The organism is Burkholderia catarinensis (assembly GCF_001883705.2).
Lineage (GTDB): Bacteria > Pseudomonadota > Gammaproteobacteria > Burkholderiales > Burkholderiaceae > Burkholderia > Burkholderia catarinensis.
The window spans coordinates 18,957-39,169 of sequence record NZ_MDEQ02000036.1; the positions used below are offsets into that span (position 1 = coordinate 18,957).

13 protein-coding genes are annotated in these 20,213 nt (G+C 60.5%); 7 read left to right on the forward strand and 6 right to left on the reverse strand.

Annotated features, from left to right (window positions below; translation table 11 throughout):
* The first annotated feature begins 667 nt into the window (after nucleotides 1-667).
* Both BFF94_RS33895 and BFF94_RS33900 read left to right on the forward strand, forming a co-directional pair.
* A complete protein-coding gene (locus BFF94_RS33895) occupies nucleotides 668-1,297 on the forward strand; it encodes a TetR/AcrR family transcriptional regulator (protein ID WP_128841933.1) in 630 nt (209 codons plus the stop codon).
* Nucleotides 1,298-1,890: 593 nt separating this feature from the next.
* On the forward strand, nucleotides 1,891-2,490 hold the full coding sequence (locus BFF94_RS33900) for a TetR/AcrR family transcriptional regulator (RefSeq protein ID WP_128841932.1): 600 nt from the start codon (nucleotides 1,891-1,893) through the stop codon (nucleotides 2,488-2,490).
* Nucleotides 2,491-2,665: 175 nt separating this feature from the next.
* Here the strand turns inward: BFF94_RS33900 and BFF94_RS33905 are convergent, their stop codons facing one another.
* Nucleotides 2,666-4,126 carry an aldehyde dehydrogenase family protein gene (locus tag BFF94_RS33905; protein WP_128841931.1) on the reverse strand — a complete coding sequence of 487 codons (1,461 nt, stop codon included), beginning with the start codon at nucleotides 4,124-4,126 and terminating at the stop codon, nucleotides 2,666-2,668.
* 567 nt (nucleotides 4,127-4,693) lie between these two features.
* Here BFF94_RS33905 and BFF94_RS33910 point away from each other — a divergent pair.
* The 5 genes from BFF94_RS33910 to BFF94_RS33930 all read left to right on the forward strand — a co-directional run bounded on the left by BFF94_RS33910 (nucleotide 4,694) and on the right by BFF94_RS33930 (nucleotide 12,516).
* Nucleotides 4,694-5,674 (forward strand): aminotransferase class IV, encoded by a 981-nt coding sequence (locus BFF94_RS33910; protein ID WP_128841930.1) that lies wholly within the window; start codon nucleotides 4,694-4,696, stop codon nucleotides 5,672-5,674.
* A gap of 263 nt (nucleotides 5,675-5,937) precedes the next feature.
* Entirely contained in the window at nucleotides 5,938-7,395 is a 1,458-nt protein-coding gene (locus BFF94_RS33915) for a DUF1329 domain-containing protein (RefSeq protein WP_246637478.1), read from the forward strand.
* Nucleotides 7,396-7,411: 16 nt separating this feature from the next.
* Nucleotides 7,412-9,118 carry a DUF1302 domain-containing protein gene (locus BFF94_RS33920; protein WP_128841929.1) on the forward strand — a complete coding sequence of 569 codons (1,707 nt, stop codon included), beginning with the start codon at nucleotides 7,412-7,414 and terminating at the stop codon, nucleotides 9,116-9,118.
* 7 nt (nucleotides 9,119-9,125) lie between these two features.
* Nucleotides 9,126-11,525 (forward strand): efflux RND transporter permease subunit, encoded by a 2,400-nt coding sequence (locus tag BFF94_RS33925; RefSeq protein ID WP_128841928.1) that lies wholly within the window; start codon nucleotides 9,126-9,128, stop codon nucleotides 11,523-11,525.
* Between the two features lie 16 nt (nucleotides 11,526-11,541).
* Entirely contained in the window at nucleotides 11,542-12,516 is a 975-nt protein-coding gene (locus BFF94_RS33930) for a WD40/YVTN/BNR-like repeat-containing protein (RefSeq protein WP_128841927.1), read from the forward strand.
* Nucleotides 12,517-12,645: 129 nt separating this feature from the next.
* On the opposite strand, the gene BFF94_RS33935 is transcribed toward BFF94_RS33930, so the two are convergent.
* The 5 genes from BFF94_RS33935 to BFF94_RS33955 all read right to left on the reverse strand — a co-directional run bounded on the left by BFF94_RS33935 (nucleotide 12,646) and on the right by BFF94_RS33955 (nucleotide 20,152).
* Nucleotides 12,646-13,335: a response regulator transcription factor gene (locus BFF94_RS33935; RefSeq protein ID WP_128841926.1), complete on the reverse strand. Its 690-nt coding sequence runs from the start codon at nucleotides 13,333-13,335 to the stop codon at nucleotides 12,646-12,648.
* Nucleotides 13,336-13,686: 351 nt separating this feature from the next.
* Nucleotides 13,687-15,306 carry a GMC family oxidoreductase gene (locus tag BFF94_RS33940; protein ID WP_128841925.1) on the reverse strand — a complete coding sequence of 540 codons (1,620 nt, stop codon included), beginning with the start codon at nucleotides 15,304-15,306 and terminating at the stop codon, nucleotides 13,687-13,689.
* A 222-nt stretch (nucleotides 15,307-15,528) separates the two neighbouring features.
* Nucleotides 15,529-16,479, reverse strand: a complete 951-nt coding sequence (lipP1, locus tag BFF94_RS33945; RefSeq protein WP_128841924.1) for a LipP1 family hormone-sensitive lipase — start codon at nucleotides 16,477-16,479, stop codon at nucleotides 15,529-15,531.
* Between the two features lie 33 nt (nucleotides 16,480-16,512).
* Nucleotides 16,513-18,003, reverse strand: coding sequence for a flavin-containing monooxygenase (locus BFF94_RS33950; RefSeq protein ID WP_128841923.1), 1,491 nt, complete (start codon nucleotides 18,001-18,003; stop codon nucleotides 16,513-16,515).
* A 526-nt stretch (nucleotides 18,004-18,529) separates the two neighbouring features.
* The gene (locus BFF94_RS33955; RefSeq protein ID WP_128841922.1) at nucleotides 18,530-20,152 is read right to left on the reverse strand and encodes a long-chain-fatty-acid--CoA ligase; all 1,623 of its coding nucleotides are present in this window, start codon (nucleotides 20,150-20,152) and stop codon (nucleotides 18,530-18,532) included.
* Nucleotides 20,153-20,213: the final 61 nt, after the last annotated feature.

Here is a 20,213-nt window from a genome sequence, read left to right on the forward strand (position 1 = left end):
TCTGCACCAAGTGATGCTCGAAGGCCCGTTAGCGGTGCAGACGAACAACCTGATCAAATGACCATGTTTCCACAGCCACGAGTCTTATGCCGCAACAGGACATTTGGAATACGGGGTTTCCATTAGCACCATGATGAAAGCACGTCCCAAGCCAACGCAGCTCCACTCGTTCAACGCGACGCATGGCTGGCCTTTTCATGCATCCACGTTAGCTACCGTACCTGCGCACCTTCCGGAACAGCATCGGCAAAGCAGGAGCCCGCGTGACACGCGATAAGCGGAGTGCCGCTCGATGTGCCGGATCGATGCCTGATGAATGAGTCCACCCTGGTTCCCGATGGATGCTGCCGAATCGCCTCGGCTTCGTGGTGTTCGCGTGGCGCCGCGACGCACCGACAACGCAACGCGGGTGCCGGACGAACTGGTTCCGACCGGTTGCATTGCAACGCGTCGACCGGCGCCCTTACCCGGCGCGGAGCGTCACGGGCATGCCCGGCAGATACCTGCGAACTGCATTTCTCGCGCCGCCAAAGCGTCGCAACACCCATGCAGGACAATGCCTGACCGTTGCTTGCGGAATGCCGTCGATCGTCATGCTAATATCGCGGGATTCGACTACCCTGCACGGGTAGCACCTTGACGAAGACAAGAAACGGAGCTCTGGCCTATGCAGAGAGTACGGGCTGAAGTCCGCCGCCAGGACCTCGTAGCGGCGACTGTCGCGGTTATTGCAGAGCACGGTGTGAAGGGAGCCACGACCCGTCGCATCGCCGAGGCTGCGGGTTGCCCGCTCGCTTCCCTGCACTACGTTTTTCACTCAAAGGACGAGCTGTTATTCGCCGTCTATGAGTCCTTGATCGACTTGATCCGTTCGGATAGCCCGGACGCTCCGGAGCACGGCACCCTGTCTGACCTGGCGGAGTTCAACCTGCGCTCCGTGATAGCCTGGTTCGAAGCAAATCCGGCATACGCAAAGACCCAGTCAGAATTGTATACATGGGCGCTCAGGCATCAGCCCGACGTGGCCATTGGCGCCCTTCGTATATCCCTGGAAGGCGCGCGCGCCAACCTGTCCTCCGCCGAGCCTCGCCCGGATGCCAAGGCGCTGGATGCCATCGCGCGGCTGACCATTATCCTGATCGACGGGATACTTTTTTCATGGTTTGCCCAGGAAGATTCGAAACGTCTGGCGGCTGATGTCGACCACGCCAGCAAGATGCTGGCCTCCTATGCGGCAACACTTTCGGACGCTCGCCCTACCGCGAAGACCGCTCGCAAGTCAGCACGGAAGCAGTAAGCTGCCGTGGCCTGTCCCGAGGCACCGACTCCCCCGGTCGGCCTCACCGCAGCAACGTTCGCATCGTCTTTTCAATGTGTCTGCGCAGTTCGCGGCGCATGGCGCTTGCGACTTCGTCCCATGTGCCGCCCCACCTGCAAGCTCTGCTCGAAGGTGCTTTCAGCAACCATCACTCGCGCCGGACAACAACGGGCGTGACACGATGTACTGAGCACCGCTGACAATCCGGACAGACCGCTGCCAGGCATCCCGCTTCAATACGGATAGAGAGACCCGATGCTCCAGGCAGGGGGCCCTCGGACTTACGTTGCGCCCCTCCCGCCCGCGGGTTTACCTCCATCGACAGCAGACCGTCGTCCACTTAACTTTGATTTGGTCAAACGATCAAGTCGTGCGATCAAATTCTCTCGGCAGCGACTCAACCGGGCGAACCGGATCTTCAGAGCACCAGCGACCCTGCTCGTCCATAGACAGACTTTCAAGAAGCCGACATAATTACAAGCTTTGTGGTCATTTGACCATATATCACGGACGATCGCTACACGGCTATATGACGTGGACGGAAGAGGATTTTCGGGTACCGGAGTTTACCAATGACAAGAGTTCGCGCTGCGTTGCGGCGACAAGACTTTGTTGACGCTGCCGTTGAGGTCATCGCTGCGCATGGCGTCGCTGGCGCCACAACGAGGCGAATCGCTCAAGCCGCGGGCTGCCCTCTGGCATCGCTGCATTATGTATTCCACACCAAGGACGATCTGTTCGACGCTGTTTACGAATCCTTGTTTGATCTTCTCGCCACGAACGTTCCCGCTGATAGTACATTTCAGTCTTTCGGCGAATTCGCCGGATGGCAGTTGCGCAAGATGGTCGAATGGCTCGTGGAGAATCCATCGTACGCCCGAGCGCAGTCCGAACTGATACAGTGGGCAGCGCGTCATCGCCCGGATTTCGCGTTGAGAACCTATGTCCAGACTGTCGAGCGAACGATCGCTTACTTCGGCAAGTGCGCCCCACAAGTCAGCAATGACATGATTGAACCCGTAGCCAGAATGAGCCTCATCCTGATCGACGGATTGCTTAGTAGTTGGCTTGCTGAACCGAATACCCGCAGGCTCAGGGCAAACCTGAATAGTGCGAGTTCAGCTTTGGAGGCGTTTGCAACCGCCATCTCGAACGCCGCAATACAGGCCTGAAAATCGACACGGCGCATCATTGCGCCAAAAGCCGACAACCTGACAGAGCCCATGCAATGCATGCTCGCTCAGCACCCCGTCCCGTGGCAGGCCTCGATCTTGTCACCGTACCGTAGACGCACAACGGCACACTGCCGGGCGCCCATCCGAGATGGGCGCCCGCCCTCGATTCCAGCTAGCTGACGGCGCCCGGCGTCGCGCCGAACATGGACTTCGTCTCCAGGAACTCCTCGATGCCGGCGTAGCCCCATTCTCGTCCATTGCCGGACTGCTTGTACCCACCGAACGGTGCCGCGATGTCGACGGCCGCACCGTTCAAATGCACCATCCCGGTCCGCAATTTTCTTGCGACACGCTCCGCCTGTTCGATCGAGTCTCCATAGACGTAGCCGGACAATCCGTACGGCGAGTCGTTGGCGATGGCGACGGCGTCTGATTCATCCTGATAGGGGATGATCACCAAGACGGGGCCGAAAATCTCCTCGGTTGCGATCTTCATGCGATTGTTCACGCGGCTGAAGATCGTCGGCTTGACGTAGTAGCCTCGTTCAAGCCCGGGCGGATTGCCGAGCCCGCCCGAGAGGAGCACTGCGCCCTCGTCGAGGCCAACCCGGATCATTTCCTGCACCTTTTGATGTTGACGCTGGTTCGCCATGGGCCCCATTGTTGTACCGGGATCGCGCGGATCGCCGACTACGACCTGGCCGCACGCAGCGACTGCAATCTCTTCCGCCTCCTTGAGACGATGCTCCGGCACCAGCATTCGTGACGGCGCGGTGCATGTCTGACCGGAGTTGGCCATCATCTGGAGCACCCCGTGCGTGACGCCTTGCTGAAAGTTTTCACTATCCAGAATGATGTTCGCCGATTTTCCGCCTAACTCCAGCGTCACCCTCTTGATCGTCGTCGCTGCTGCCTGAGCGACCTCCACGCCGGCGCTCGTCGAACCCGTAAGCGACACCATGTCGATGAGCGGGCTGGAAGCAATGGCCCTTCCCAAGCGCTGCCCGGAGCCCTGTACGAGATTGAACACACCGGGAGGTACGCCTGCCTTCTCAAGGATCTCGGCGAGAACGATTGCCGAGTACGGTGCATTCTGACTGGGCTTCAACACGATGGTGCAGCCCGCCACCAGCGCCGGCGCAACCTTGCACATGACCTGGTTCATTGGCCAGTTCCATGGCGTAATCAACCCGCAAACCCCCACCGGCTCCTTCACGATCCGCGACGTGCCTTGGGTCCGCTCGAACGGATACTGCTTTGCAACTTCCAGGGTCGTATGGAGGTGCCAGAGTCCCAGCGCGGCCTGAAGCGGACGAGAAATAGCGTCCATCGGTGCGCCCATCTCGAGCGTGATGGCGTCCGCCATATCCTGCAACCGCTCGGTGTATGCACCGATCACGCGTTCGACCATCTTGAGCCGCTCGACCAGGGGCGTGTTCGAGAATTCTGCAAAGGCGTCGCTCGCCGCCTTCGCAGCCAGGTTCACATCCGCTTCGTCGGAGAACAGCAACACCCCGGAGACTTCACCAGTCGCCGGATTGATGATTTCGTGCTCAATGCCGCCGTTCGCCGGCTCCACCCATCGCCCGCCGATGAACGCCCGGCGTAGATGGTCTGCTTCAAAAATTGGCATCATCCAGCTCCATGTCAGTTGGTCTCGGGGCGAGTCTTCAGTCTTCGGAATCGCCCGGGAAGATCCATACTATCGTCTTTTTTGATCACTTGGCCAAGTCACGTGACTCAGTAATAATCAGTATTGCCACCGGCACTTCAAAGTAAGACGCTCCAGGGAACGAACAGCAATGCTGTTGAAAAAGGTCTGCAGTAAGCACGACCGGACGACGATGAACACGACCCCACGAGACGGCTTCCAGCGACGCTCACGCCGAGCGGAAGCCACTTTTCCTGGGCAGATCGGTTCGGTCTACCGGCGCAAACGTCCGACTACCGCCGGACGGTGAGTTCAAGCCTGCTCGTCGCTCGAGTACCCAAGCGTGCATCACAGAGGGTTAACCTTCATCGACAAGGAATTTTTCGAGCAATACTTTCTACTACACGGTCATTTGATCAAGTCACACGACAGACTTTATCCCGGATAGTCAGGAAGTAAGCAATCCGCAAAGTAGCGCACCGCGATCCGGTCGCTTTTTGACGTCAACGTCGAACGACAACTCTCCTTCAGGAGCGAAAGGTAATTACCATGGCAATCATTCAAGTACAGCAGATCATGCATGAGAACCCGTTGCATGCTCGCGCTCCACATGAATCGCGCTACGAAGATGGCAGTGCTTTCTGTGACGGCAACTATGTCCCCATCACCGAAGCGACCGTCCCGCTCGTTGACGCGGGATTCCTGCATGCCGACGCTGCCTACGATGTCGTCACCGTCTCGCGAGGCAACTTCTTCCGGCTCGACGATCACCTCAGCCGCATGGAAGAGTCGTCAGCGAAATTCTTCCTCGAGAATCCGTTCAATCGCGATCAGGTCAAGGAGATTCTCCACAATCTCGTGCGAAACGCCGGCCTGAAGGACGCGTACGTCTGGTGGTGCGTCACCCGCGGCCCCCTGAGCGTCGATCGCCGCGACCGCAGCGCGATGAAGAACGCCATGTTTGCCTTTGCCGTGCCGTTCTTCTTCCAGGCGGACGACGAGATCCGCACGCGAGGCTCGAACCTGCTGATCAGCAAGCGGTACAACCGGATTTCCGCGAAGGCTGTCGATCCGACGGCCAAGAACTTCCACTGGATGGACATGAAGCTCGCCCTCTTCGAGGCCATGACACAGGAAAAGGACTGGGCGATTCTGGTCGATGAAAGCGACAACCTCACCGAAGCAGCCGGTGCGAACGTCTTTTTCATCAAGAACGGGGAGCTCTATACCCCCGCTGAAGGCTGCCTGTTGGGCATCACGCGCCAGAGCGTCTTCGATATCGCCGCCGAGCTCGGCCTCAAGGTGAACATCGGCAAGTACACCGCGACCCAGTTGCGCGAGGCCGACGAGGCATTCACCTCGTCGTCGGCAGGCGGGATCATGCCCATCAGCGCCGTCGACGACCAACCGCTTGGCAACCGCAACGGCCCCGGCCCGATCTCCGAGAAGATTCACAACCTCTACTGGGAGAAGCGCTGGGCCGGATGGCACGCGCAGCCGGCTGAATACTTCTCGTCGGTCCCGGCATAAGCCGGAAGCCACTCGAAAGCGGCGCGCGTATGGAGCCGGTCCGGTCTGACAAGCCACATCCTGCTTCGGCGGGCGCCCAATTGCTGCATGTATTAGCGATACCGCCCGGCACGCCACAAGGGTGCCGGGCAATACGAACGCCAGCGTGACGACGATGACCTGGAGTTCGTCGATTCAATAAAACAAAGCACGAACGCACCTTCATTCATTTCGCATAGCTAAAAAACGGACAGAACTTCAAGACCGTTCATCCGCATTCGCTCATGCACAACCCTTTGGCGGGCGCACGTTACCTGGTCAAGGTCAAGGAGATAGCCGTGGTCAAGACTCATGCTTTCAAGAAATCTGCTTCGCTCATCCGATCGGCAGCGAAATTGTCCGTCATCGCTTCCGCGGTCGCGATGTCTTTGACCGGGGCGCTGGCGGAAGGTACGGATGCATCTCATACGCCGTCGGGCGCCGAAGTCGCCGGCACCGCGAATGGAATTCCCGCATGGACGCCTGTAGGCAACGTCGGAGCGGGCTGGACTTACGGCAAGCGTCGCGCGGATTTCTTCAAATACAAGTCCGACAAACCCTTGTACACGATCGACTCCAGCAATGTCGACAAGTACGCGGACAAGCTCAATCCGGGCCAAATTGCGCTGTTGAAGAACCTGAAGGGCTTCACGATGCCGGTCTATCCGTCCCGGCGCACGTGTGGCGCCCCCGATTTCGTCGCGGAGAATACGAAGAACAACGTGGGCTTCGCCAAGATGTCGGCGGACGGATCGGAAATCGCCGACGCGCATCTTCCCGGCTACCCGTTCCCTGCGCCCAAGACCGGCGCGGAAGTGATGTGGAACGCGAAGCTGCACTATCGCGGCGCCGGTATCGAGATGCGCGACATCATCACGGTCGTCTCCCCCCGGAAGGGTGCGTCCGACTGGATCAAGAATGTGTCCGACGCGTGGATCTACCAGCCGTGGGGTGACAAATCCGGCACGACGTTCGCGAAGATCAATCAAGTCGAAGGCAACGCCTACTACGCGTACAAGTCCCCGGCGGCAATTGCCGGCCAGGCCGCGATCTTTACGACCTACGCAGGCAAGCCGACCGAAGTCTTCTACTACTTCCCTGGGCAGCGCCGAACCCGTCGCATGCCGTCGTATGCCTACGATGCGCCCCAGATCGGCTTCGACAACCAGTACAACATGGATGAAGCGCTGGTCTTCTCCGGACAGACGGACCGATTCTCCTGGAAGCTGCTCGGCAAGAAGGAAATGATCGTTACCTATAACGACCTGGGCATGTACGACTTCGCGGATAAATTCGAAGATGCCTACGGCCCCGACTTCGTGAACCCGTCGAAGCGTCGCTACGAACTCCATCGCGTGTGGGTCGTGGAAGCCACGGTCAAGCAGGGGATGCGCCATACCGCTCCCAAGCGCCTCTTCTACGTCGACGAAGACAGCTGGAGCTACCTCGGCGCGGTGGATTACGACGCGCAGGGCAACATCTCGAAGGTCCGCGAGGGTTACATCATTCCGGTGTATGAGACGGGGAGCTGCGACACGCTCGCATTCGCTCAATACAACCTCGTCGACGGCCGGTACCTCGTGGACGGTTCGATGCTCGCGGCCGGTCGGGACGCGAAGTGGTCGGTCGACTCGTCGGCGGACCAACACTACAAGCCGAGCTTCTACAACGCCGATAATCTCCGTGCGTTGAGCGAGCGTTGACAGGGGCCGAAACAAAATGGCTACCACCTCCTCATTACAGCCCCGCTCCAGCGTGGTGTTCGTGCGCGCGGCGATCGCGGCGCTTGTCGCCGTCGGGTGCGGCAGCGCGCACGCCTTCACGTTCACGATCGGGAACGTTGAAGGCAGTTTCGATTCGACGATATCGGCGGGCGTCGGCATTCGAACTGCCTCGCCGAGCAGCAATCTCGTATCGCCGACCTACAACGTGGCCACCGGTGCGCAGACCGGTGGCGGCCGCCTAGGTCAATTGAGCGGCCTCTCCGATCAGGGCGACATCAACTACGGCAAGGGAGATCCGTTCACGAGCTATCTCAAGGGCAACCACGAGCTGGTCCTGAAGATGCCGTCGCAAGGGCTCACGTTCATGGCACGGGGTACCTGGCAATACGACTACTCCGGTACCCGCACGACAGGCGCAACCAGCGGACAAGACCTGTTCTACAACCCGTCGCCCAACCTGAGCGGCGGGCTCCCGTCCGATGCCGAGAAAAACATCCGCTTCAAGCCGCGCTTGCTCGACCTGTGGGTCAGCAAGCAGTTCAACGTAGGCGACCAGATTGCACGCGTCCGTGTGGGTAATCAGGTCGTCAGCTGGGGCGAAAGCATCTGGGAAGTCGGGGGGATCAATGCGACTAACGCGATCGATGTGAATCGCGCCTCCCAACCTGGCGCGCAGGTCAAGGAATTCATCCTGCCTGCACCGATACTGAGCGTCGCGTCCGGCGTGGGTCACGGCGTGAACGTCGAAGGGTACTTCCAGAGTAACTGGAATCAGAATTACCTTCCCCCGGTTGGCAGCTATTGGTCGAATCAGATCGTAGGGCCCGGCAACAACACTTATGGCGTCTCGACCATCCATCCGAAAAACGGCGGGCAGTATGGTTTTTCCATTCGCTACCAGCCCGCGGGAACGGACCTGAATCTCGGCTTCTACACGATCGCGTACCACGACAAGTTCCCGCAAGTCTCGCTGAGTTCGACGGGCGGGACGGTCTTCAGATTTCCGGAAGACCGCCACATGATCGGTGTCAGCGCCAACTTCCCCGTTGGCGACTGGGCAATCGGTACCGAGCTGTCGTACCGTCCGCGAGATGCCGTTCCGCTGAATCCGGCCAGTGGATGCGTCGCGCAAGGGGGGAACTGCTGGGTCGACGAGAAGCGATTCCAGTGGCATCTGACGACCCTCTACTCGCTCCAGCCAGGCAATTCCGGAGCATTCCTGAAGCTGCTCGGCGCCCAGACCGCCACCCTGACGACCGAGACGGTGATCATTGCTTATCCCGGGCTTCACAAGAGCTACGGCGGGTCGCCGATTTCTCCCGGCGCGCTTCTGTGGGGGAACGAATTCAATGACTTGTTCGCGACCGGCGCACTCAACTCTCCCGGTAGTGCACAGGGAACGAAATACTCCGGCGGGATTGACGTCGATTTCAACTGGGTTTACGACGGCACCCTCATTCCCGGGTGGCAGGTCAATCCGGGGATATTCGTCCGATACGGCCTCTTCGGCAATACGCCGAACGTGAATGCCCAGTTCATGCGCGGCGTGACGGCCATGAACCTGTATGTGAACTTCATACAGAACCCGGCGAACTGGCAGGTCGGATTGAACTACACCCGTTTCATGGGCCCGACCAACCCGCTCGCCAACCCGCTTCGTGACAGGGACTTCGTGGCAATCGTCGCATCTCGAAATTTCTGAGGTCAATATGAATCAAACGCCTGTTTCCGACGCAGCCCGACCCAGCAAGCTGCTAAGAATTCTTCATTCGCTGGAAAATACGCTGTTCGGTCACAGGCGTCTCGTGCTGGGGCTTCTGGTTCTTTTCACGGTCGTCATGGCCTGCTTCGCCGTCAAGTTGCGCATGGATGCCGGGTTCGAGAAGCAGCTTCCGCTGGGCCACGAATACACGCAGACGTTCAACGAGTATCGCGGTGACCTGCTCGGCGCCAACCGCTTGATCGTCGTCGTCAAGGCCCGCAAGGGCAGCATCTGGACGCCGGCTGCGTTGAAGCGCCTGTACGAAGTCACCCAGGCGGTCACCTTCCTGCCGAACGTGTCTCGCAGCAGCGTTCAATCCCTCTGGACTCCGAATTCATTCGTCAACGAGATCACCGAAGACGGGTTCCGGGCGGACCCGCTCATTCCCGGCACCGTGACGCCCGATCAGCTCGACAGCAACACGGTCGGTGCCATTTCGCGCTCGACCGCCCAGGGCGGTTTCGTCGGCAGTCTCGTATCGCGCGACCAGAGCAGCGCAATGGTCACCGCCGATCTCAACGAGCTGGATGCCAAAGGTGAGCGGGTCGACTACGTTGCATTCGATCAGGCGCTCGAATCGCAATTGCGAGCCAAGTTCGAGGATTCGAACTATGAAATCCAGATCATCGGTTTCGCGAAACAGATTGGTGATATTGCAAACGGTGCATCATCCGTCCTGAAGTTCTGCGCGATCGCCCTGCTCCTGACCGCGTTGGCCGTCTACTGGTACTGCCGCTCCGTTCGCCTGACGATCCTGCCGCTGACCTGCTCGCTCGTCTCGCTCGTCTGGCAGTTCGGCACGCTGCATCTCCTCGGCTACGGGCTCGACCCGTTGGGCGTGCTGGTTCCGTTCCTGGTATTCGCGATCGGCGTTTCGCACGGCGTCCAGCAGATCAACTTCATCGTCCGCGAGATCTCCCACGGGAAGTCGGTGGAGCAAGCCGCTCGATCCAGCTTCAGCGGGCTGCTGATCCCTGGCACGCTCGCCCTGGTGACCGCGTTCGTTTCCTTCGTCACGCTGATCCTGATTCCGATCCCGATGGTGCGCGAGCTCGCGATCACCGCTTCGCTCGGCGTCGCGTACAAGATCGTCACGAACCTGGTGATGCTCCCGCTGGCAGCGTCCCTGCTCAAGGTCGACGGCAACTATGCAAAGAATGCGGAGCTGCATGCCGCTCGTCGCGGCCGCGTGCTGCGCGTGCTCGCACGCGTCGCCATTCCGCGCAATGCGGCGATCGTCCTGCTCGCTGCCGTCGTGGTGTTCTGCGTGGCGGCCTGGGAAAGCCGGGATCGCGTGGTCGGCACGCTGCAGGCAGGTGCGCCCGAGCTTCGTGCCGACGCCCGGTTCAACAAGGATTCGGTTTCCATTGCGTCGAGCTACGACGTCGGCCTGGACTGGATCTCCATCGTCTTCGAAGCGCCGCCCCAGTCCTGCAACAACGTGGAGGTCGGCGCCTACCAGGATCGCTTCGTCTGGTCGATGCGTGCCGTCCCCGGCGTATTGTCGGTCGTTTCGTTCTCGTCGTTGCTGCGGCAATACAACGAGGGGTACAACGAAGGCAATCCGAAGATGTCCGCGATCCCCATCGACCCCGACAACTATTCATCGTTGGCCGGCGAGGTGGCCCGCACGCCCGGCGTGATGCGCAAGGACTGCAGCATGACCGCGGTGAACATCTATCTGGCAGACCACAAGGCGACCACGATCACCCAGGTGATCAACGCCGCGAAGCATTTCCGCGATACGAACAAGCTGCCGGGCGTGAAGATCCGGCTCGCCTCCGGAAACGCCGGCGTGCTGGCCGCGGTCAACGACGAAATCGAGCGCAGCGAACTGCCGATGATGCTTTACGTCTATACGACGATCGTGTTGCTCGTCCTCGTCACGTACCGTGACCTGCGTGCCGTCCTCGCATGCTGCCTGCCGCTGACGATCGGTACGTTCATCGGATATTGGTTCATGAAGGAGCTGCAGATCGGCCTGACCGTCGCCACGCTACCCGTGATGGTGCTGGCAGTGGGCATCGGCGTCGACTATGCGTTCTACATCTACAACCGCCTGCAACTGCATCTCGCCAACGGTGTCGGCATCGTCAAGGCGCTCGAGCAATCGATCCTCGAGATCGGGACGGCCACCATCTTTACCGCGATCACGCTCGCGATCGGCGTCGCCACCTGGTCGTTCTCCGAGCTCAAGTTCCAGGCGGATATGGGCAAGCTCCTGGCCTTCATGTTCATCGTCAACATGGTGATGGCCATGACCGTTCTGCCCGCCTTCGCCGTCTGGCTCGAGCGCATCTTCCCGCGGCGCCGGCCCGCCCGTGCCCCCGGCCTGCTCGCCCATTGAAGAAAAAGAGGATTCCATGACCCTGTATCGCAAGGTTCTCTCCATGTCGGCCGGTGTCGTCGTCTTTGGCGCGCTGCTGGGCAGCATGCAAAGCGCGGTATCCGCATCGGAACTCCGGCCCGTTCCGGCCGTCCAGTCCAGCATCGCGACCCAGTCCCCCGTGCTGGACGCCACCTGGGCAGGCCAGCGGGTCGTGAGTGTCGGCGCGAACGGCATCATTCTCCTGTCCGACAACCGCGGTGCGACGTACCGCCAAGCCAAGGCCGTACCCGTGAGCTCGACGCTGACGTCCGTCAGCTTCATCGACGCCCGAACAGGATGGGCGGTCGGCCACTGGGGCGCGATCCTGAAAACGACCGACGGCGGCGAGACATGGGAGATTCAACGGCTCGCGACGACCGAGGATCGCCCGCTGTTCGGCGTGCACTTCATCGATGCCAACCACGGCGTGGCCGTTGGACTCTGGTCGCTGATCCTCGTCACCGATGACGGCGGCAAGACCTGGACAAAGAAAGAAGCCGTTCTCCCGAACGGCAAGAAGTCGGACCTGAATCTGTTTGGTCTTTTTTCGAACGGCAACGGCGAGATCTTTGCTACGGCCGAGAAGGGACAACTCCTTGTTTCCAGGGACAAGGGCAACACGTGGGAAAACGTGGAGACAGGCTACAAGGGGTCGTTCTGGTGCGGCGTGGCACTCCCCAACGGCGTGCTGCTGGTCGGCGGGCTGCGCGGCACGTTGATGCGAAGCGAGGACAACGGCCATACCTGGTCACGCGCGACGCTCGACACCAAGAACTCCATTACCGCGCTTGCGTCCCGAGGCGCCACGGTATTGGCGGTGGGTGTCGACGGGTTACAGGCTCAAAGCACCGATGACGGAAAGACGTTCCAGCGCCTGCACACCGGGACCGGGACGACGTACACCGCGGCCCTCCCGTCACCTGGCGACAAGTGGCTGATTTTTTCTCGCGACGGGATCGTCGCGCAGTAACTGTCTGATGCCTGATTCGCGCAGCGGGCCGTGATCGTGAAACGCGGCCCGCTGTGTCGAAGCCTGCCTGACCTGAAACGGACGGTGGAGCCCAACGGCGAATTCGACCACCGAGCGACGCCCTCCCCGTCAGCCGGGTTTCCGAAGACGATAGCCGACGCCGTGCACGCTTTCCAGGACACCCGACGCTCCTGAGGCCATCAACTTTCTCCGCAGCCGGCTCATGTGGCCATCCACGGTTCGTGTGGATGCGCTTACGTCCGTCATGCATGCGTTGAGCAATTCGATGCGCGTAAACGCACGATCCGGCAGCTTGGCCATGTGAGCCAGCAGGCGGAATTCCACGAGCGTCACGGGAACGGGCGCTTCACCGGCGGACGTCCGCACGCACGCCATATAGCTCTCCGTATCGATCTCGAGCGTCCCAACCCGAAGACGGCGCTCGGGAGCGAGCGCACCCGAGCGGCGAAGCATCGTCAGCAATCGCGCGACGACCACTTCCGGGTTGAATGGCCTGACAAGGTAATCGTCAGCGCCGGCGCGCAGGGCCCGCAACCGATCGCTGTCCAGGTCACGCGCCGAGACGACAACGATGGGAGTATCGCTTTGTCGTCGAAGCCTGGCGAGCATGTCCACGGTCTCCGCGCGCAGTTCATGGACGTCGAGGATGACCAGATCAGGCTTCAGGTTCAGTTGCATGGCGAGCACCGTCTGCGAAGCATCGGTCTGAAACGTGCGAAAGCCATGGCGAGTCAGGCAGGTATCGAGCGTCGACGACATTTCCGGCGCGTCATCTGCGATGAGTATGAGCGAATGCATGATGGAATTTCCGAGTCGTTGCCTTTCGTGCGCGCGAATACCTTCCGGACAGGATTCCCGGTTCACGGGCAAGACTCGATGAATCGAGGACAGCGTTCGGCATGACACGCGCCGAAGCCTCGGGGAGAGAGGCGGGTGAAGAATCTGTCCTGAACCCGGACTGGGCCGGACGCCGAGCGGGCACGATCGGTTGATGGGTTCGCTCGTTGATGCAGCTCATCGGCACGAAGCAAGCACCGGTCTTTCTCCGGTTGCGGGCGCACATAGGTCGGCACCCGGCAGCTCGGCCGCAGGTGGCGACATCGTTGCCTCGTGCCCCCTTGCTCTCCAACGAGCAAGGGGGCACGGCTTTCACTTCGACATCGCGGCCGGGAATCTCGAGATCCTCCGAATCAGATCCGAGGCTTTCTCTCCAATCATGATCGTTGGTGCGTTCGTGTTTGCACCCACCAGCGTCGGCATGATGGAGGCATCCACCACACGCAAGCCTTCCGTCCCCCGTACGCGCAATTGAGCGTCGACGACGGCGAGCGCGTCGTTCCCCATCCGACAGGTTCCTACCGGGTGGTAAACCGTGTCGGTCCGCTCGCGCAGCAACGCACGAATGTCGTCGTCGGACCGCGACCGGGACTCGAGCAGATCCTCCGTCACGAGCTCCGACATCGCCGGCGCCGCCATCAACCGCCGAGTCAGCTTGTATCCGTCGACCAGGACATCGAGATCGTCCGCATGCTCGAGGAACGCCGGGTCGATCAACGGCGCATCAAGCGGATCCGCGCTTCGCAGCTTCACCGATCCACGGCTTTTCGGCCTCAACAGGCACACGTGACAGGAAATGCCATGGCCGAGCTGCAACTTCCTTCCGTGATCGTTGACGGGGCCGACGACGAAGTGCATCTGAACGTCCGGCCGCTCCAGATCGGGACGCGTCTTCAGGAAGGCGCCGCCTTCGGCAAAGTTGGTCGTCATCGTCCCGTTCCGCAAAGCCCGGTATTGTCTGATGTCGCGCAGCGTCTTCATTCCGCCGCGTACCGATAGGCCGAGCGCATCCAGGCTGTTCGTCTTGTAGCCGACAACGAAGTCCGGGTGATCCTGCAAGTTCTCTCCCACGCCCGGGAGATCGGCTACGACGTTGATCCCATGACGCTGAAGTTCGTCTTTCGGCCCGATGCCGGACAACATCAGCAACTGAGGCGATTGAAACGCGCCCGCGGAGAGGATCACCTCTTTCTTTGCCCAGACCGTCTCGACACTTCCCGCGCGCGTGACTTCGACACCAACGGCCCTTTTACCGTCGAACACGATGCGCCTGACCTGCGCGCCGGTCTCCACCGTCAGGTTGCCGCGAGCCTTCAGGTGCGGAAACAGATAGGCACGTGCCGCACTGCAGCGCTCGCCATTCTTCTGGGTCACCTGGTAAATGCCGACGCCTTCCTGCTCCGCACCGTTGAAATCGTCCGTGATGGGCAGGCCGCACTGTCGTGCCGCCTCCAGCCAACGGCCCTGAAATGGATTACCGGTCCGCAGGTCGCTGACCCACAGCGGGCCGCCGCGCCCGTGCCATTCATTGCCAAGGCGCTCGTTGTGCTCGCTTCGCTTGAAATAGGGGAAGACGTCGTTCCAGGCCCAGCCTTCGTTGCCAAGCGAGGCCCAATCGTCGTAGTCGGCATGATGGCCACGCGTATACACCATCGCATTGATCGCCGACGATCCGCCCAACGCCTTGCCGCGCGGCTGGTAGCCGCGCCGTCCCAGCAGCCCCTTCTGGGGCACCGTCTCGAACGCCCAGTTGTTCAGCCGGGACGGGACCATCAGCACCAGGGCAGCCGGAACGTTGATGGGCCATCCATCGCCGGCGCCGCCGGCTTCGAAGAGGCACAGCGTCACATCAGGGTCTTCGGTCAAGCGCGAAGCCAGCACACTGCCTGCCGAGCCGCCACCTACAACAAGATAATCGAATGAATTCTTCACGGGTCTGTGTCCTGGATAGATGCTTGAGCGCTTCACAAGCAACTACCTGATGCATCCATTCCACCACTCACGTCATGGCCCCACCGAGCCATTGCGCAATCGGCTTCATTCCGTCATGCATCAGAGCTGCGTGGCCGCATCGGCAACGTTGGGGGTCACCCATCGAGCCGCGTGCGGCCACGGAATGGCGAAAAGCAGAATCAAGCCGCTACCGCCAACGTATCAATGGTGCTGCGCGCTGCCTAGCGCCTTTCGAAAACTCGCGATGCCCTTCTCGATCCACTCTTGGGCGCCCGGGGAGATCCCCCCCATGTCGAAGAACCCGTGAAGCATTCCATCGCACCTGATCGTTTCGACCTTGACGCCACTCGCGTGAAGCAAGCGACCGTATGCTTCGCCCTCGTCGCGCAGCGGGTCGTATTCCGCGGTAACGATGACCGCTGGCGGCAACCCTGCAAAGTCCTTCGCACGGATCGGGGCCAGTCGCGCATCCTCCCTGTTCGTCCCGTCGAGCACGTAATGCCGATCAAACCAGGCGATCGTCTCGAGGTCGAGCAGGTAGCCCTCACCGTTTTCCTTGAAAGAAGGAAAGCCCGAGCGGTCTTGTGCTACCGCGGGGTAGATCAGGAACTGAGCGGAAAGCGAAATTCCCTCGGCGTGCAGTTGTTGGGTCACGACGGCCGCGAGATTGCCGCCGGCGCTATCTCCGGCCACCGCCACTACGTCGTTTCCGCCCAACTCACCTGCGTTCGCGATCACCCATTTGGTCGCGGCAATCGCGTCGTCCGCCGCGGCCGGATACCGATGCTCGGGAGCCAATCGGTAGTCCACCGAGACGACTACCGCGTTCGCACCACGAGCCAGCTCTCGACAAATATTGTCGTGGGTATCCAGGTCGCCAATGACAAACCCGCCGCCGTGGAGATAAACGACCGTCGGCAGATGACTCTCCCGGGTCGGACGATAGAGCCGCGCCCGCAGCGGTCCGGTCGCGCCAGGAACCGTCAAGTCTTCCACGCTGTGAATTTCGACAACGGCCTCTGGTGCATGAACGGCGCGTGCCAAATGCTGCATCAATACGCGCGCCTCTTCCGGGGTTGACTGCGGCAGTGGTTTCGCGCCGGACCCGGCAAAGGATTCGAGAAAACCAGCGAGGTGCAAATCGAGTGCCATAACATCACCTTGTAATCGAACGTTGCTTGGAGATCAGCGATACACGAGGACTTCGGAATCCGGGCTCAATTCCGGAATGGTCTTGCTTTCCTCCTCGTACTCGAAGTGGTGCTGCCACGGCATACGATCGCCACGCGAGTGCATCTGGTGTTGCGACCGCATGACGTACCCGGCATTGAAGTTGTTCGGGTCCGTCCAGGGCAGCCGCTGCATGTCGGCGTCTTCGTCACGCAGGCACGGCTCGACCGTCTTCGCACCAACCTTTTCCATATGTGCAAGTACGCGGCACGTGAACTCGCAGATCAGATCGGCGCGGAGCGTCCAGCTCGAACGGTAGTAGCCGTAGATGAACGCCATATTCGGGATGCCCTCGATCATCATTCCTCGATACGAGACCCGCTTGGTCATGTCGACCGGATCTGCATCGACGCGAAAAGCGATCTGGCCGAAAGCACTCATGTCGAAGCCGGTCGCCGTCACGACGATGTCCGCCTGCAGGTGCTCGCCCGACGCCAACGTAATGCCGCTTTCGTCGAACGATTCGATGGTGTCCGTCACGACCGATGCCTTCCCTTCCCGAATGGCCGTGAAGAGGTCTCCCTCGGGGACCGCGGCCACTCTCTGCTGCCACGGGCGATAGCTGGGATTGAAGTGCTTGTCGACGTCAAAACCTTCCGGCAGCTGTTGCCGGGTCTCGTTGATCAGCCAGTCGCGAACGGCGTCCGGGTTCGCTGTGGACAGGTTGATCAGGTCAAACGTCTGCTTCAGGTGCGCACGCCGCAGAATCTCCGACCGCCATTCTTCGGGAAGGTTGAGTTCGCGAAGCGTAGTGTCCAGCTGGTGGGTCCACGGAACCGCGGTGAAGAACGTCGGCGACCGTTGAAGCATCGTCACATGCGCTGCGGTCCCGGCCATCGCCGGAATCAGCGTCGCGGCGGTCGCGCCCGAGCCGATCACGACCACCCGCTTTCCTGCATAGTCAAGGTCTTCGGGCCAGTGCTGCGGATGAACGATCGTTCCCTTGTAACGATCGAACCCGTTCCACTTTGGCGTAAAGCCCTGACGATGGTCGTAGTACCCCGCCCCCAGCCACAAGAAGTCGGTGGTCATCGAGAAGCGTTCGCCCGTCTCGTTGCGCGATACCTCGACCGTCCAGCGCTTTTGTTCGCTCGACCAGCTCACCGTTTGAACACGATGCCCGTAGCGAATCCTCGAGCCGAGGTCATATTCCTCGATGACCTCTCCCAGATAGCTGTGGATCTCCTCCGCCGTGGCGATCGAGCGACCCTGCCACGGGCGAAATCCGAACGCATACGTGTACAGGTCGCTGTCGGAACGCGCCCCGGGGTAACGGTGGGTCCACCACGTACCACCGAATCCATCCATTGCTTCCAGGATGGCGAACGAGCGACCCGGCAAATGCATGCGGAGATGACAAGCGGCATCGATTCCCGAAATTCCGGCCCCAATGATCAGTACACCTACGTGCTCAGGCGAACCCGAATCCGTTCGTTGAATAGTCATGAGATCCCTCCGATGACCAATTATTGAAAATATCCGTAACGCCGCACGACTAGATCCATTGACTTGGTCATGCGACCACTAAACAAAGAGACGCCCACACGTGTATGCCAGCGACAACGAATCAAACCAGCACGAGACTACCCCGGGGAAGATCATCTACACACCCGACCTGACATGCACGCGGGTCATTGGCGTGCGCATCCCGGTATGACCGGTCACCCTGAACATGGTCATTTGACCAAGTTCCACGGTTCCCAGTCTTATGCAGTCGAGGGACAATTTGAATAAGGGGTTTCCATTACACGATCGGTTGCGACGGTTGCGATGCTCGGTACTGGTCGCGCAGCGCGCCGAATGCACCGTCGCGCCGGATCCACGCGGCTCCTGAAGTGAGGTCAAGGTGCCTCGCGAAACTGCAAGCAGATCCCGCGACGGACGTTTCCCGCCGCGTCATGCGTGTGCCGGTTCGGGGACGTGCGATGGAGAGCTGGCTCGACCGCGGAGGCATCGGCCCCTGACGATGACGTCAATCCTTCGGCACCCGCAACTCTCGCCGAAGGATCTTCCCGACGTTGCTCTTCGGCAGGCTGTCGCGAAACTCGACGCTTTTCGGGCGCTTGTAACCAGTCAGCTGGCCTTTACAGAACGCCATCAAGTCTTCGAACGTCAGCTCCGGATCTTTCCTGACCACGAACAGCTTGACGGCCTCGCCGGAATGCTCGTCGGGTACGCCGATGGCCGCGACCTCGAATACACCAGGGTGGTTGGCAACGACCTCTTCGATCTCGTTCGGGTAGACGTTGAAGCCGGACACGAGGATCATGTCCTTCTTGCGGTCGACGATTCGCACGAAGCCCGCTTTGGAGATCGACGCAATGTCACCCGATCTGAAGAAGCCGTCCGCGGTCATCACCTTCGCGGTCTCGTCCGGCCGCTGCCAGTAACCCGCCATCACCTGCGGGCCACGAATGCACAGCTCTCCGGCTTCGCCGGGCGGCAATTCCTTGCCGTCGTCGTCCCGGATCGACACTTCGGTGGAGGGTAACGGCAGGCCAATCGTGCCGTTGAACTCACCACCGGCCACGGGATTGACCGCGACGCAAGGTGATGTCTCGGACAGCCCGTATCCGTCGATGATCGGCGCGCCGGTCATCTCCTTCCAGCGCCTTGCGACAGCTCCTTGCGTGGCCATCCCGCCACCGCTGGCCAGCAGCAGATTGGAGAAATCGAGGTGCGAGAATTCGGGATGATGGAGCATCGCGTTAAAGAGCGTGTTGACTCCGGGAAAGCTCGTGATCTTGTATCCGGCGAGCGACTTGATCATCCCGCCGATGTCCCGCGGATTCGGCACCAGTACGCAAAGCCCACCCGTGTGAATCGTCAACAGGCAGCAAACATTGAGCGCAAAGATGTGATAGATCGGAAGTGCCGCAACCGTGATGAACTGCGTCACGTCAGGGCGCAAATCGCGAGCCGGTTTGAGCCAGACGTCCGACTGCAATACATTCGCGACGATGTTCCGATGCAACAGCGTCGCGCCTTTCGACACCCCGGTTGTCCCGCCCGTATATTGGAGAAAAGCGACATCGTCCGGCGACTGGGAAGCCGGTACGAATTTGCCCCGACGTCCCTCCTCAATCGCGTCGTCAAATGTCGCATGCGGGCTCGGCTTCTGTTCCGCGCCGGAAGCGTTGCCCTGCGCGGCAACCAGAACATGCTTCACCTGCGTGTGCACGATGATTGCATCCAGCGTTGCCGTGCAGCCGTCGAGAATGACGATCGCCTCCGCGCCACTGTCATTCAGCTGATGTTGCAGCTCGCGGGGCGTATAGAGCGGGTTGACGTTGACGACAACGTAGCCGGCGCGCAGGACCGCACAGATCGAGATCGGGTACTGCAACACATTCGGCATCGTGATCGCGACGCGCGCACCACGCCCGAGCCCCCGCGATTGCAACCACGTAGCGAGTGAGCGAGACATGACGTCGAGTTCGCCATACGTGATCAGCTTTCCGTCGCACGCAAAAGCGGGATTCCCCTGAAACTTGCCGAAACTTTCTTCAATCAACGCACTAGCGGATCGATACGCGTTGGAATCAATCTCTGCCGGGACCTCCGGCGGATAAGCATCAAGCCAAATCTTTTCCATACCCAATCTCCTCTGTCCTGTTGAAATAATCGCGCGACGCCAATCCCCTCATCACGCTCGT